Here is a 13,805-nt window from a genome sequence, read left to right on the forward strand (position 1 = left end):
GGGGATCAGCGAAGGCCGGTTTTGCGGTTCAGGGCCAGGTGGATGAGTTCGTCGATCAGGTCCGCGTAGCCCAGTCCGGACGCTGCCCACATCTGCGGGTACATGCTCTTGGGCGTGAAGCCGGGCATGGTGTTGATCTCGTTGATGATCAGTTCGCCCTCAGGGGTGTAGAAAAAGTCCACCCGGCTCAGGCCCTCGGCACCGACGGCGTCGAACGCGGCGGCCGCCAGTTCACGGACCCGGGAGATCGCTTCCGCGGGAATGTCTGCGGGACAGCTCAGGGCTGCTGCATCATCCTCGACATACTTGGCGTTGAAGTCATAGAACTCGTGCGTCCCACCTGACACCGAGATTTCGCCCGGCATGGAGGTCCGGGGCGCATCGGTGCCCCTGCCTTCCAGGACAGCGCATTCGATTTCGCGGCCCACGATGCCGGCTTCAATGACCAGCTTGAGGTCGTGGCGGCGTGCTTCTTCGATCGCTGCGTCCAGGTCCTCGAGGGAGTCAACCTTGGAGATGCCCATGGACGAGCCGGCACGGGCCGGTTTGACGAAGACGGGGAACCCGAGGCGGTCCACCTGCTTCCGGACGGATTCGGGGTCCCGCTGCCACTGCCGGTCAGTCACGGCCACGTAGGGTCCCACCCGGAGCCCGGCGGCCTCGAAGACCACCTTCATGTAGTGCTTGTCCATGCCGACGGCCGATGCCAGGACTCCGGCGCCGACGTAGCGGGTGTCGGAAAGCTCAAGGAGCCCCTGGATGGTCCCGTCCTCGCCGAAGGGGCCGTGAAGCAGCGGAAAAACGACGTCAACGGCGCCCAGCTCCTGGGGAACCTCATTGGGGGACGCCACGATCAGCTGGTGTTCCCCGCCGATCTCCGCCAGGGTGACGGTCTGCGGGGAAGGTACCACCTCGGGGAGTGAGGATGCAGCAAGCGACCACTGGGCGGTTTCAGCCGGGGCAAGAACCCACTGGCCGGTCTTGGCAATCCCGATGGGGATGACCTCGTACTTGTCCTTGCTGATCGCGCCCAGCACGCCTGCTGCGGTGACGCAGCTTACGGCGTGCTCGCTGGAGCGGCCGCCGAAAAGCACGGCGACCCGCGGCTTCCGGTTGGTGCCTGTTTCCCCTGTGGTGGGTGTGTCTTGGGACATGGTCAGTAATCGCCTTCAGGTTTCAATTCCCGGGACAGCAGAACCGGCCCCAGTTGGTCAACGGACAGCTTGCCTGCCAGCACCGCGACGACGGCGGCAGTGATGGGCATGTCGACGCCGAGCTTGCCGGCGAGTTCATGGACAGCCTGGCCGGACTTGATGCCTTCGGCGGTCTGGGTCATCTTCCGGCCCACCTCCTCCAGCGTCAGGCCCTGGCCCAGCAGCCTCCCTGCCGTGTGGTTCCGGGACAGCGCGGACGAGCAGGTCGCCACGAGGTCGCCCAGCCCGGCGAGCCCGGCCATGGTCTTGGCTTCGCCGCCCAGCGCCAATGCGAGCCGGGATGTTTCCGCAAGTCCCCGGGTAATCACCGAGGCCTTGGTGTTGTCCCCCATCTGCTTGCCCTCACAGATGCCCACTGCCAGCGCAATCACGTTCTTGACGATGCCGCCGATTTCGACGCCGACCACATCGGCCGTGGTGTAGGGCCGGAAATAGGGGGCGGTGCAGGTCCTGGCGAGCCAGCCGGCAGTGGCGGAGTCAGCGCATGCCACGACTGATGCCGTAGGCTCTTCCCGCGCAATTTCCATGGCGAGGTTGGGTCCCGAGACAACTGCGATGCGTTCCAGCGGCAGGTCCAGTTCCTGTGCGATGACCTCGCTCATCCGCGCATCCGTGCCCAGCTCCAGCCCCTTCATCAGGGACACCACAACAGCTCCGGGAGCGATCATGTCCTTCCATTCGCGCAGCTGCGGGCGCAGCGACTGGGCCGGAACCGCCAGCACCACCAGGTCGGCTCCCGCCAGGACTCCGCGGACGTCTGTGGACGCCGTGATGCTCTCCGGCAGGACGATGTCCTTGAGGTACTCACTGTTGCGGTGGCAGTTGTTGATCTCTTCGACCACCCCGGCGCGCCTGCCCCAAAGCCTGATGACGCGCGGCGTTCCGGCGGCAATCGCAGCGTCCGCGAGGATCTTCGCGAAGGTTGTCCCCCACGATCCCGCACCCAGGACGGCTACCGTGCCCGCCGCCCCCGGCTTCCCGTCAGCGGTCACGGAGCTTCCGTTCCTGATTCGGGCTCGCCGCGGTCAACGAACCGTCCGTGCTTGGCCTGCGGTCGCTTGGCCGGGTCCCAGCGTTCGGCGGGAGGCTGCTCGCCGCGCAGGCCTGCCAGCAAAGCCGTGATCGCGTCCATGATCACTTCCGTCGCCTCCGTCAGGGTGGCCTTGTCCAGCGGGCGGCCGCGGAACGCACTCAGGTCCACCGGTTCGCCCACGACGACGCGTGAGTGCTTCCGGGGGAACACGTGGAACCGCTTGCCGTACCTGGGGAACACCTCGTGCGCGCCCCAGTGGGCAATGGGCACCACCGGAATATCACCTTCGAGGGCCAGCCTTGCCGCGCCGGTATGCCCCTTCATCGGCCAAAGCCCGGGATCGCGTGTCAGCGTTCCCTCCGGGTAGATGATGATCGCCCCGCCCTCAGCCACAATCTCCTGGGCCACTTGCAGCGATCGGTTCGCTCCCGCCGTCGAGCGCTCCACCGGCACCTGCTTGGTGGCGCGCAGGAGCGCACCCAGGCCGGGAACCTTGAACAGCGCGGCCTTGGCCAGGAAGTGCGGGGCACGCTTCTGGTTGTAGAGCATGTGCCCCACAACAAGGGGGTCGATCTCCGTGCAGTGGTTGGGGGCTGCGATGAAGCCGCCGGCGGGAAGCTTTTCGGTGCCTTCCCACGTCTTGGACATCATCAGGTTCAGCAGCGGCCGGGCGATGCTGGCAATGAAAACAAATGTGGCCTTGCTTTTGGCCGATTCCTTCACGGTGCCGCGCTACTTCGTGGTGGTGATGTCGAAGTCGGCCCCAAGGCCGGCGAGCTTTTCCGTGAACCGCTCGTAGCCCCGGTTGATGATGTCGATGCCGGTGACCCGGGACGTTCCGGTGGCGGCCAGGGCGGCAATCAGGTGGCTGAACCCGCCGCGCAGGTCGGGGACATCAATGTCGGTTCCCTTGAGCTGGGTGGGTCCGGAAATCACCGCGGAGTGCAGGAAGTTGCGCTGGCCGAACCGGCACGGGACGCTGCCCAGGCATTCCCGGTGCACCTGGATGCTGGCGCCCATGCGGATCAGGGCGTCGGTGAAGCCAAAACGGTTCTCATACACCGTCTCGTGCACGATCGATACGCCCTCGGCCTGGGTCAGCGCAACCACCAGGGGCTGCTGCCAGTCCGTCATGAAGCCGGGGTGGACATCCGTTTCAAGGACCAGCGGGTTCAGCTTTCCGCCCTTGTGGTAGAACCGGATGCCGTCCTCGCCGATGTCCATTCCGCCGCCCACCTTGCGGTAGGTGTTCAGGAACGTCATCATGTCGCGCTGGGAGGCGCCTTCAACGAAGATGTCGCCGCGGGTCACCAGTGCGGCCGAAGCCCAGGACGCCGATTCGTTGCGGTCCGAGAGGGCACGGTGGTTGTAGCCGCCGAGGTCACGGACACCCTCGATGCGGATGGTCCGGTCCGTCTGCACGCTGATGATGGCGCCCATCTTCTGCAGCACGGCGATAAGGTCGATGATTTCCGGCTCGGTGGCGGCGCCGGACAGCTCCGTGATGCCTTCCGCGCGGGTGGCGCTCAGCAGGACCTGCTCGGTGGCGCCCACGGACGGGTACGGCAGCGAGATCTTGGCGCCGTGAAGGCCCTTGGGTGCAGAGATGTGGATGCCACCGGGGCGCTTCTCCACGACGGCACCGAACTGGCGCAGGACATCCAGGTGGTAGTCGATGGGACGGTCGCCGATCTTGCAGCCGCCCAGGTCGGGAATGAAGGCTTCGCCAATGGCATGGATCAGCGGTCCGCACAGCAGGATGGGGATGCGGGAGTCACCGGCATGGGCATCGATCGCGGTGCTCGGCGCCGTCTTTGCGGCCTTGGGATCGAGGGTGAGGTCACCGTTGACCGGGTCCTTCTCCACGGTCACCCCATGCAGCTGCAGCAGGGAGGTGACCACCTCCACGTCCTTGATCTCCGGCACGTTCCGCAACACCGAGGGTTCGTTGCCCAGCAACGCCGCCACCATTGCCTTGGGGACAAGATTCTTTGCCCCACGGACGCTGACGCGGCCTGTAAGCGGGACACCGCCGCGGATTGTCAGAACACTACTCATATACCGGTTTCCTCACGATCACTAGCCCCCAAAACCTTGCAAAGGCTCCAACCAAGCATAGGAGGTCGCGTTACCGAACCGAAATAAGGGGGTACCGGCGGCGGGGCGTGGCGCGGCCTTCGCCCGCTGCGCCACGCCGCCGGGATGGTGGCCCCGGGGCTAGGAAAGCTTCGCCGGCAGGGTCTTGGGCTTGAACGCCTGGCGGGTCGCCTCGTAGGCGGTGATGTCGGCTTCGTGCTGGAGGGTCAGCCCGATGTCGTCGAGGCCTTCCAGGAGCCGCCAGCGGGTGTAGTCGTCGATGTCGAACGGCGCCACGATGTTGCCGCAGACGACGGTCTTGGACTCGAGGTCCACGGTGACCTGGGTTCCCGGGGCGTTTTCGAGTTCCTTCCAGATGAGCTCGATGTCGTCCTGCGCAACCTGCGCGGCCAGAAGTCCCTGCTTGCCCGAGTTGCCGCGGAAGATGTCGGCGAACCGGGAGGACAGGACGGCTTTGAAACCGTAGTCCTTCAGCGCCCAGACCGCGTGTTCACGGGAGGAACCGGTGCCGAAATCGGGGCCTGCCACCAGGACCGATCCCGCGTTGTAGGGCTCCTGGTTCAGGATGAAGGAGGGGTCCTTGCGCCAGGCGGAGAAGAGCGCGTCCTCGAAGCCGGTCCGGGTGATCCGCTTGAGGTAGACCGCGGGGATGATCTGGTCGGTGTCGACGTTGCTCTGGCGCAGCGGGACGCCGATACCGGTGTGCTTGGTGAACTTTTCCATTTGTGCTGTCCTAGGCTGCGTCGATGCGGATGGCGGCGGGTTCGGGAGCCGGGTCAAGGTCCGATGGAGAGCTGAGCGTGCCCCGTACTGCCGTGGCTGCGGCCACCACCGGGGAGACCAGGTGGGTGCGGCCACCCTTGCCCTGCCGGCCTTCGAAGTTTCGGTTGGAGGTTGAGGCGCAACGCTCCCCCACCTCCAGCTGGTCCGGGTTCATGCCCAGGCACATGGAGCAGCCGGCAAAGCGCCACTCAGCACCGAAGTCCTTGAAGACCTTGTCCAGGCCCTCGGCCTCGGCTTCCAGCCGGACGCGGGCAGAGCCGGGGACCACCAGCATCCGGATGTTCGGATCCTTTTGCCGGCCGCGGATGATGTCGGCAGCGGCACGCAGGTCCTCCATCCGGGAGTTGGTGCAGGAGCCCAGGAAGACGGTGTCCACGCGGATGTCCTTCATGGGCGTGCCGGCTTCGAGTCCCATGTACTGCAGGGCGCGCTCGGCAGCGGCCTTGGCGTTTTCGTCACCGAAGTCCCCGGGTGACGGAACGGACTCGGACAGGGACACGCCCTGGCCGGGGTTGGTGCCCCAGGTGACGAATGGCTCCAGGGTGTTGGCGTCCAGGTCAACCTGCACGTCGAAGGTGGCGTCGTCGTCGGTACGCAGCGTATTCCAGTACTCCACGGCGGCGTCCCAGTCCTCGCCTTCCGGCGCGTGGGGGCGGCCCTTCATGTACTCGTAGGTGGTTTCGTCCGGGGCCACCATGCCGGCGCGGGCGCCGGCTTCGATGGACATGTTGCAGATGGTCATGCGCGCTTCCATGGACAGGGCGCGGATCGCCGACCCGCGGTATTCCAGGACGTAGCCCTGGCCGCCGCCGGTGCCGATCTTGGCGATCACGGCGAGGATGATGTCCTTGGCGGTGACGCCGGGACGCAGTGTGCCCTCGACGTTGATGGCCATGGTCTTGAACGGCTTCAGGGACAGGGTCTGGGTGGCCATGACGTGCTCCACCTCGGAGGTGCCGATGCCCATGGCCAGCGCACCGAAAGCGCCGTGGGTGGATGTATGCGAGTCGCCGCAGACCACCGTCATGCCGGGCTGGGTGAGGCCCAGCTGCGGGCCCACCACGTGCACGATGCCCTGCTCGGCATCGCCCAGGCTGTGCAGCCGGACGCCGAACTCCGCGCAGTTGTTGCGCAGGGTCTGGATCTGGGTGCGGCTGGTCAGGTCGGCAATCGGTTTGTCGATGTCCAGCGTGGGGGTGTTGTGGTCCTCGGTGGCAATGGTCAGGTCCGGCCGGCGCAGCTTGCGGCCGGCCAGCCGCAGGCCTTCGAACGCCTGCGGGGACGTGACTTCGTGGACCAGGTGAAGGTCGATGTACAGAAGGTCCGGCTGGGCGTTGGCACCATCGCCGTCACCTTTGCGCACCACATGTGCGTCCCAGACTTTCTCGGCCAATGTCTTTGCCATGGCCATCTCCCTTCACTGCTGTTTGGCTGATTGATCCAACTGAATCAGGACGGCTCCGCGCTGCGCCAGCCGAAAGATTTGCATCTCAGATATTGAGACGGCAATATCATTACATGGACAATTCTAGTGGAGTCGGTGTCATTGATAAAGCGGCCCAGGTGCTCGATGCCCTTGAGGCCGGCCCCACCACGCTGGCGCAGCTGGTAGCCGCCACCGGCCTGGCCCGGCCCACTGTCCACCGCCTCGCTTTGGCGCTGGTGCACCACCGGCTGGTCAGCCGAGACATCCAGGGCCGGTTCGTGCTCGGCAGCAGGCTTGTGGAGCTTGCCTCCGCCGCCGGGGAAGACCGCCTGATCGCCTCGGCCGGGCCCGTACTCATGCAACTGCGCGATGCCACCGGCGAAAGCGCCCAGATCTTCCGCAGGCAGGGTGACTGGCGCGTATGCGTCGCCTCCGCGGAGCGCCCCATCGGCCTGCGCGACACCATTCCCGTGGGCACGCAGTTGTCCATGAAGGCCGGCTCTGCCGCGCAGGTCCTGCTCGCCTGGGAGGATCACGACAGGCTCCTCGAGGGCCTGCAGTCGGCCCGTTTCACGCCGACCGTCCTGGCAGGAGTACGACGCCGGGGCTGGGGACAGAGCCTTGGCGAGCGTGAGCCGGGGGTCGCCTCCGTTTCGGCACCGGTGAGGGGTCCGTCCGGCAGGGTGATTGCCGCCGTCTCCATTTCCGGTCCAATTGAGCGGCTGACCCGCCAGCCCGGCCGCCTGCACGCCGAAGTTGTCTGCAATGCCGGGCGCATCCTCACCGAGGCCCTCCGCAAGAACAACGACTAGGCTCCTGCCGGCCCCACCGGGGCTCCGGCCGCTAGGCTGTGCCCATGGGCAGCTATGCGGTGTTCCTCCGCGGCATCAACGTGGGCGGGATCAATATCAAGATGGCGGACCTGCGGGACGCGCTGAAATCCTGCGGCTTCACGGACGCAAAGACCCTGCTGGCCAGCGGAAACGTGGTGCTCAGCAGCACCCTGGACGCGGCAGCGGTCAAACAGGAATGCGAAAAGTGCCTCCGGGCCGCCTTTGGCTATGAAGCGTGGGTTGTGGTCCTGGACGCCGGGCGGGTGGCCCAACTGGTGGATGGCTGCCCCTACCCGGACGACGACAGGTCCACCCACACCTATATCACCCTGTCCTCGGACACCGCCGTCCTTGACGAACTGGAGGCGGCCGGGTCAGCCCTTGAAAGCCAGGACCAGCAGCGGCTGGGGCCCGAAGCGCTTGCCTGGCTGGCCCCGGCGGGAGGGACACTGGACAGCCCCTTCAGCAAGATCAGCGCGAAAACGAAGTTCAAGGCCGCAACCACCACCCGCAACCTGCGCACCCTCATCAAGGTCCGGGACGCCGCGGCCGCCCTGGCGGGCGGCTAGGTCATTATGGGCCGGTAGCAGCCCTACGGCCCCATGGCCTTCTTCAGCGCCTTGTTGAAGGCTGCCAGCCTGGCAATCTCCTCCTCCACGGGCGCCACCACCAGCTCCTGCGCCGCCGCTGCCACGGCGCTGTTCAGCCGCCGTCGTGCCCTTGCAGCCCGCGCCCGGGCAGCACCGGACGCAATGAAACGGCCGGTGACCGCCAAAAATATCCCCAGCACCAGGCCGAAGGCGATCATCAGGGTGGGTACCGGCCAGCCTTCCGCGCGTGGAACTTCGGGCACCGGCAGCTGCAGGTAGGCCAGTCCGGCCAGGACGCCAAGCCAGCCCAGGCCGCCCAGCACCGTCAGCAGCGCCAGCCACTGAACCACGTTGAAGGCACCCCACCACCACGCCTTGCGGTTGGCCCCGATGTCGGTCCCGGCGATGGCCTGGTCCAGGGCGTCGGGCAGCCGGTCCCGGCCGGCCCTGGCCCTCCCCCTAATCGCTGCCCGCCAGGGTCCCGGAGCCCCCTCGCTGGCCGCGTCCGCAAATTCCCTGACGGCAGCGTCCGTCCGGGCCCGCTCCGGCGCGCCGGCGGCCGGCAGGGAGGTCCGGTTCAGCCCGGCAGGTGAATCCCTGCGGAGATTGAGGCGGCGCAGCGGGTCCGGGCGGAACCTGGAGAGCCAGCGGGTGACGGGCCAGCCGGTGCGCCGGACGGACTCCAGCCGGTAGGACTGGCCGACGGCCCGCACCACGGCAGGCACGTTCGCTGCCACAGCCAGTTCGCCCGCGAGCCGGGACCTGGCGGCCGGCCGGACCCCTGCGGCGTCGCCGTCCCCGGAAGCCTGCCGCAGGTCCTGCCCGGCCTTAGTGATATCCGCCTCCAGCCGCCGGGACTGGGCCTGGCGCTGGACGGCCACCTTCCGGATCGCCGCCCGCACTTCCCCGATCCCCGCCCCCGTCACCGCCGATGAAGGGAGGACCCGCACCTGTCCCAGCCCTTCACCTGCAAGGATTGCGTGCAGCGAGTCGAGCACGGGCTGCACATCGTGTTCCGGGAGCCGGTCCACCTGGTTCAGGACCACAAGCGTGACGGCCCCGTGCGAAGCGTGCGGCGCCAGGAACCCATGGTGGACGGCAGCGTCGGCATACTTCTGCGGGTCCAGCACCCACACCAGGACGTCCACCATCCCCACCATCCGCTGCACGATCCCGCGGTTGGCTGCATGGGTGGAGTCGAAGTCAGGCAGATCGAGCAGGATCAGCCCCGTCTGTTCGTCGGCGAAGCCGTCCACCGGCGCGGCGTGATGCCGGTTTCCCACTTCCAGCCAGTCGAGGAGGGCTTCGCTGCCTGCCGCTCCCCAAACACCTGCCAGTGGTTCCGATGTCGTCGGACGGCGGGCCGCCGCCGTCGCGATCTCCGCGCCGCTGACCGCGTTGAAGAGGGAGGACTTGCCGCTTCCGGTGGCCCCGAAAAATCCCACCACGGTGTGGTCGCCGGACAAGGAACGGCGGGAACTTGCGCGCTCCAGGACGTCGAACACGTCCTGCAGCGCCTGGTCCGGCAGGACCCCCTCCCCCAGCTCCCGGGCGTCCTGGAGCGCCTGGAGCCGGGCGTCCAGTTTGGAGGACGCGTGTGCCCCGCTGTGGCGGCTCACGCGCTCTCCGCCAGCCGGGCCAGTTCCCCGGCCTGCGCAGCAAGGCGTTGTGCGAGGGCGGGATTGCCTTCCGGCAGCCGCTGCAGGAACTTCTCCTGCTCGTCTGCCAGCAGGCGCCGGCACCGCGTGGCCAGATCTTCACGGGCTTTATCAGCCATGCGGCGCACGGCGTCCTCGCCGAACACCGCTTCCAGCAGGCGCTGGCCCACGACGGCGGTTCCGCCCGCCACGCCGATCTCCAGTCCGGTCAGGCCCGCAGTCATCGAAAACACCACGATCATCAGCGCGGCGCCGAGGCCGTTGATGCCAAAGGACAGCCACCGGGCCTGCGTCCGCCGTCCCTGGCCTTCCGTCCGGATCAGCTCCATCAGGGCTTCCTGCCACGCCCGGATTTCCGCTGCTGCCCGTTCGGCGAACCCGGGCGCCGTCCCCGACAGGTCGTCCGGACCCAGCAGCTGCCGCCCCGCGGGGTCTGAGCGCCACCGCTGGTCGGTGTCCTCCGCTGCGTTGGCTGCCTCGTCCACAATGACGGCCTGAAGCCCGGTTTCGATGGCCGCCTCAACCCCGACGGCCGGTGCCGGTTCACCGCGGAAGAAGGCCCCCAGCCTGTCCCGGAACCGCCCCACATTCTGCTCAAGGGCGCGGAAGAATTCACCGGTGCCCACAAAATCCTGCCACCGGGCCAGCACTTCGCCCCGGAGGAGTGCACCGTCGCGGGTGGCATCAAGGATCCGCTTGGCGGCATCCGCGTAAGCCGCCACGGCGTCGGCCTCAAGTCGCGAGGCGGCCAGCTCCTGCTCACGGACGGCGCCGGCGATATCCGGAATCCGATGGGCCAGGGCGCGGACGGTTCCATTCAGGGTCCGCCGTGCGACGGCGGCCCGGCCGGCAGCATCGGCGGCCAGGGCACCAAGCCAGTCCCGCAGCTCATTGACAGCGCCGGGAGGCAGCATGCCGTGCGGATCAAGGACCGTCTCGGCGATGATGAACAGCCGGCTCCCACCGAGCCCCTCCCGGTCGAGCAGGCCGCGGAGGTCCTCGCTTACCTCCGCCTGCGCGCCCGGCGGCACCCGGTCCAGCACCACTGCCACAGTAATGTCCCGCGCCGCCGCGTCCAGGAGGAGCTTCCAGGGAACGGCGTCCGCGTACCGGTTGGCTGTGGTGACAAACACCCACAAGTCCGCGGCGGCCAGCAGTTGCCCGGCCAGCAGGCGGTTTTGGTCGGAAATGGAGTCAACGTCCGGGGCGTCAAGGAGTGCGATGCCGGCCGGAACCGCCGGATCGGCCAGCAGCACCAGCGAAGCGGCGTCGCGCGGCTCCGGCATGGCGCCCGCGGCGGCCGGACTGCCGGCGAGGGTACCGCGGATCCGGCTTAGCCCGGGCAGGACCCGCTGCCCTTCAAACCATGTTCCCTCCGCGGGGTTGTGCAGCAGGATGGGCTGGCGGGTAGTGGGGCGGATGGCCCCGGCCCGCGTGACGGGATGCCCCACGAGCCCGTTCACCAGGGTGGATTTGCCGGCACCCGTGGAACCGCCGACGACGGCAAGCAAGGGGGCGTCCAGGCTCCGGTACCGCGGAAGGATGTAGTCGTCCAGCTGCGCCCTTGCGGCCGACGTTTCGCGGCGTGCCTGGTCCGCGCCCGGCAGCGCGAGCGGCAGCAGCACATGGTCCAGGCCGCTGCGGATCTCCTCCAGCAGGGTCACTGCCGCCATGGCGTGCGGCACCGGCGGGATGGGGCGGCCGTGCTCGTCATGGGAGGTCACAGCTACATCATGCCAGTTGAGTAGGGGGCGCGAAGTTCCACCGCGTGTCGTCCCCAGCAGGGAATTCCCCCGCAGCAGGACGATTTTCTTCGAAACGACAGGCGGTCTCGTCCGGCTGGAGGGGAACCGGCCTGATGCTCATAAAAAATGGCCCCGGGCTAATGCCCGGGACCATTTCGATGGTGACCCCAGCGGGATTCGAACCCGCGTTACCGCCGTGAGAGGGCGGCGTACTAGGCCGCTATACGATGGGGCCAGAGTACTTCCGGCAGCGTTTCCGCCGCTCAAGCTCAGTGAGTATTTCACACACTTTGCCGTGGTTTCAAATCGGCGAACCGACTGGAAACCTACTGAATTCCAGCTGAAGCCAGCTTTCAAATCAGAGCTGGGATACCAGGACTCGAACCTAGAATGACGGTACCAGAAACCGTAGTGTTGCCAATTACACCATATCCCAATGGCACTTTCGGGCCGGTTTTCAGGGCTTTTTCCCTGCTCCGTGCGCCTCAGCACGAGAAATTACTTTACCCGAGACTTTCGGCTCGCACAAATCGGGATCGACGAAGTCGCCGGCAGCCGCATGGACTTCTCCATGCGGGCCCTTGCCCACGCTCCCGCCGTATGGTTACCCTCGAGTAAGTTACCCATCAGTAACAACTTCCCGTCCCGCTATCCGGGCACCCCCACGAGGAAACAGGATGGCCCTCCCACCAACGGTTTCGACCACCGGGCAGCGTCGCCCGGTGGCCCAGTTAGGAAGTGTCAGCGTTGACAACCCGCACAGAATCCATCGCAACAGCCAAGCCCAAAACCCGGTCCCAATCCATCGCCATCACGGCACTGTCCCTGCTGCTGGCTCTTTTCCTTGCGTTTTATACCTTCCTCACGGGCCAGATCGCCAACGGTGCCGCGCAGCTGATGGACGGAGCAGAGCAGGCTGCCGCGGGGGCCAACCAGCTCAAAGACGGTTCGGGCCAGCTGGCAGCAGGAGCAGGGGCCGCGAACAAAGGCGCGGCGCAGGTGAAGGACGGCTCGGACAAGGTCAGGGACGGCAGCAGCGAATTGAATGCCGGCGCCGCGGCCCTGCAGTCGGGGGCCGGCCGGATCTTCTCCGGAGTCCGCGACCAGCTGGCACCAGGGGTGGACAAGCTGCACGCCGGTACCACCAAGCTGCAGAAAGATGTGCTGAACAAGCTGGTACCGGGTGTCTACCAGGTGGACGACGGCGCACGGAAGCTTCAGTCCGGCGCCGTCGCTCTTTCCGCTGCGCTGACCCCAACGGCGTCCGGAAACGCACCCAACAACCTTGCTGACGGCGCGGGCCGGATCGCTGCAGGCACGGGCCAGCTCGCCGCAGGTGCCGGCGATCTTGATGCCGGCGCCACCAAGCTGCGCAGCGGGACCGCAGAGCTGAAGGACGGCACCGGCCAGCTGGCAGCCGGAGCAAACCGGCTCAAGGGTTACCCGGGTGCCGGCAACGACCCCGCACAGGGCGACGGGCTCGCCGCACTCAGCCAGGGACTGGACCAGCTCGAAGCGGCAGCGAACGGACCGCAGGGCCTGGTACCCCTTGCAGTGATCAAGGACCAGATAGCCAAGCTGGCCGACGGCGGCCGGAGGGCCTATGCCGGGGCGGTACAGCTTGACGCCGGCGCAGCAAAGGTCAACGGCGGGGCCGGGGCCCTGGACGACGGCGCCGGGCAGCTGAAGACCGGAACGGGCAGGCTGGCCACGGGAGCCGGCGAGTTGAACGACGGCGCCGGACGGTTGAAGGCGGGCTTTGCCACCCTGGCGGAAAAGCTCAATGCGACGGATCCGCAGAACCCGGGCGTGGTGCTGGGCACGTCGATGCTGGCCGAGGGGACGGCGAAGATCCGGGTGGGGATGGACGGTGTGCCGGGCGACCCCGACCGTCCCGGCCTGATCTACGCCGCCAACAACCTCCAGGACGGCACCACCCGGCTCAGCGCGGGCATCAACGGCGGCGGCGACCCGGCGAACCCGGGCCTGCTGGCGGGAACGGAAGCCCTCTCCGACGGAACCGTCAAGCTCAGCAGTGGGACGGGCCAACTGGAATCGGGGTCCGCACGGCTCGCCGAAGGATCCGGTCAGCTGGCCGATGGCAACGGCCGGCTGGACGACGGTTCCGGCAAACTGGCGGAAGGCGCCGGCAAGCTGGCGGACGGCAACGCGAAAATCGCTGCCGGCACGCAGGAGCTGCACACGAAAGTGGCGGCAGTGTCGCCGTCGTCCTGGCTGGACAACCCGGGCATCGCCCTGCTGCTGATCGCGCTGCTCGTGGCCGCCGCCGTCGCGGCCTACCTGCTCCTGCGCCGCCGTGCCGCGGGCCTGCGGGCCCCCTGACAGCTGACGCAGACAGGCCGGGACCGCGGCCCTGCAAAAAAGGGGGCCGCGGTCCCGGCCTGCAACGCCTATGTGGCCGGCTG

11 protein-coding genes and 2 tRNA genes are annotated in these 13,805 nt (G+C 67.4%); 3 read left to right on the top strand and 10 right to left on the bottom strand.

What is annotated here, in order from left to right:
• Positions 1-5: 5 nt before the first annotated feature.
• The 6 genes from ACEN9K_RS13610 to leuC form a co-directional block, all read right to left on the bottom strand.
• On the bottom strand, positions 6-1,154 hold the full coding sequence (locus ACEN9K_RS13610) for a D-alanine--D-alanine ligase family protein (protein ID WP_495634546.1): 1,149 nt from the start codon (positions 1,152-1,154) through the stop codon (positions 6-8).
• A gap of 2 nt (positions 1,155-1,156) precedes the next feature.
• Positions 1,157-2,206 carry an NAD(P)H-dependent glycerol-3-phosphate dehydrogenase gene (locus tag ACEN9K_RS13615; RefSeq protein WP_478223255.1) on the bottom strand — a complete coding sequence of 350 codons (1,050 nt, stop codon included), beginning with the start codon at positions 2,204-2,206 and terminating at the stop codon, positions 1,157-1,159.
• A complete protein-coding gene (locus tag ACEN9K_RS13620; RefSeq protein WP_056387899.1) occupies positions 2,203-2,970 on the bottom strand; it encodes a lysophospholipid acyltransferase family protein in 768 nt (255 codons plus the stop codon). The genes ACEN9K_RS13615 and ACEN9K_RS13620 overlap by 4 nt, the downstream gene beginning before the upstream one ends.
• Before the next feature lie 9 nt (positions 2,971-2,979).
• Positions 2,980-4,305 (bottom strand): UDP-N-acetylglucosamine 1-carboxyvinyltransferase, encoded by a 1,326-nt coding sequence (gene murA, locus ACEN9K_RS13625; RefSeq protein WP_026265620.1) that lies wholly within the window; start codon positions 4,303-4,305, stop codon positions 2,980-2,982.
• A 159-nt stretch (positions 4,306-4,464) separates the two neighbouring features.
• On the bottom strand, positions 4,465-5,067 hold the full coding sequence (gene leuD / locus ACEN9K_RS13630) for a 3-isopropylmalate dehydratase small subunit (protein ID WP_018768318.1): 603 nt from the start codon (positions 5,065-5,067) through the stop codon (positions 4,465-4,467).
• 10 nt (positions 5,068-5,077) lie between these two features.
• Entirely contained in the window at positions 5,078-6,532 is a 1,455-nt protein-coding gene (leuC, locus tag ACEN9K_RS13635) for a 3-isopropylmalate dehydratase large subunit (RefSeq protein WP_026265621.1), read from the bottom strand.
• Positions 6,533-6,645: 113 nt separating this feature from the next.
• Between leuC and ACEN9K_RS13640 the strand changes: the two genes are divergently transcribed.
• Complete coding sequence (locus ACEN9K_RS13640; RefSeq protein ID WP_009356552.1) at positions 6,646-7,365, top strand: IclR family transcriptional regulator; 720 nt, start codon at positions 6,646-6,648, stop codon at positions 7,363-7,365.
• Between the two features lie 44 nt (positions 7,366-7,409).
• On the top strand, positions 7,410-7,955 hold the full coding sequence (locus ACEN9K_RS13645) for a DUF1697 domain-containing protein (protein WP_056387902.1): 546 nt from the start codon (positions 7,410-7,412) through the stop codon (positions 7,953-7,955).
• A 23-nt stretch (positions 7,956-7,978) separates the two neighbouring features.
• Here ACEN9K_RS13645 and ACEN9K_RS13650 read toward each other — a convergent pair whose 3' ends face one another.
• The 4 genes from ACEN9K_RS13650 to ACEN9K_RS13665 all read right to left on the bottom strand — a co-directional run bounded on the left by ACEN9K_RS13650 (position 7,979) and on the right by ACEN9K_RS13665 (position 11,815).
• Entirely contained in the window at positions 7,979-9,595 is a 1,617-nt protein-coding gene (locus ACEN9K_RS13650) for a GTPase (RefSeq protein WP_488314501.1), read from the bottom strand.
• A complete protein-coding gene (locus tag ACEN9K_RS13655; protein ID WP_488314500.1) occupies positions 9,592-11,358 on the bottom strand; it encodes a dynamin family protein in 1,767 nt (588 codons plus the stop codon). The genes ACEN9K_RS13650 and ACEN9K_RS13655 overlap by 4 nt, the downstream gene beginning before the upstream one ends.
• 180 nt (positions 11,359-11,538) lie before the next feature.
• Positions 11,539-11,614 (bottom strand) — tRNA-Glu (locus ACEN9K_RS13660).
• Positions 11,615-11,743: 129 nt separating this feature from the next.
• Positions 11,744-11,815, bottom strand: a tRNA-Gln gene (locus ACEN9K_RS13665).
• Between the two features lie 302 nt (positions 11,816-12,117).
• On the opposite strand from ACEN9K_RS13665, the gene ACEN9K_RS13670 reads away from it, so the two are divergent.
• A complete protein-coding gene (locus tag ACEN9K_RS13670; protein ID WP_495634547.1) occupies positions 12,118-13,722 on the top strand; it encodes a hypothetical protein in 1,605 nt (534 codons plus the stop codon).
• Positions 13,723-13,805 lie beyond the last annotated feature (83 nt).

This window comes from Pseudarthrobacter sp. Pseusp20 (assembly GCF_059492155.1).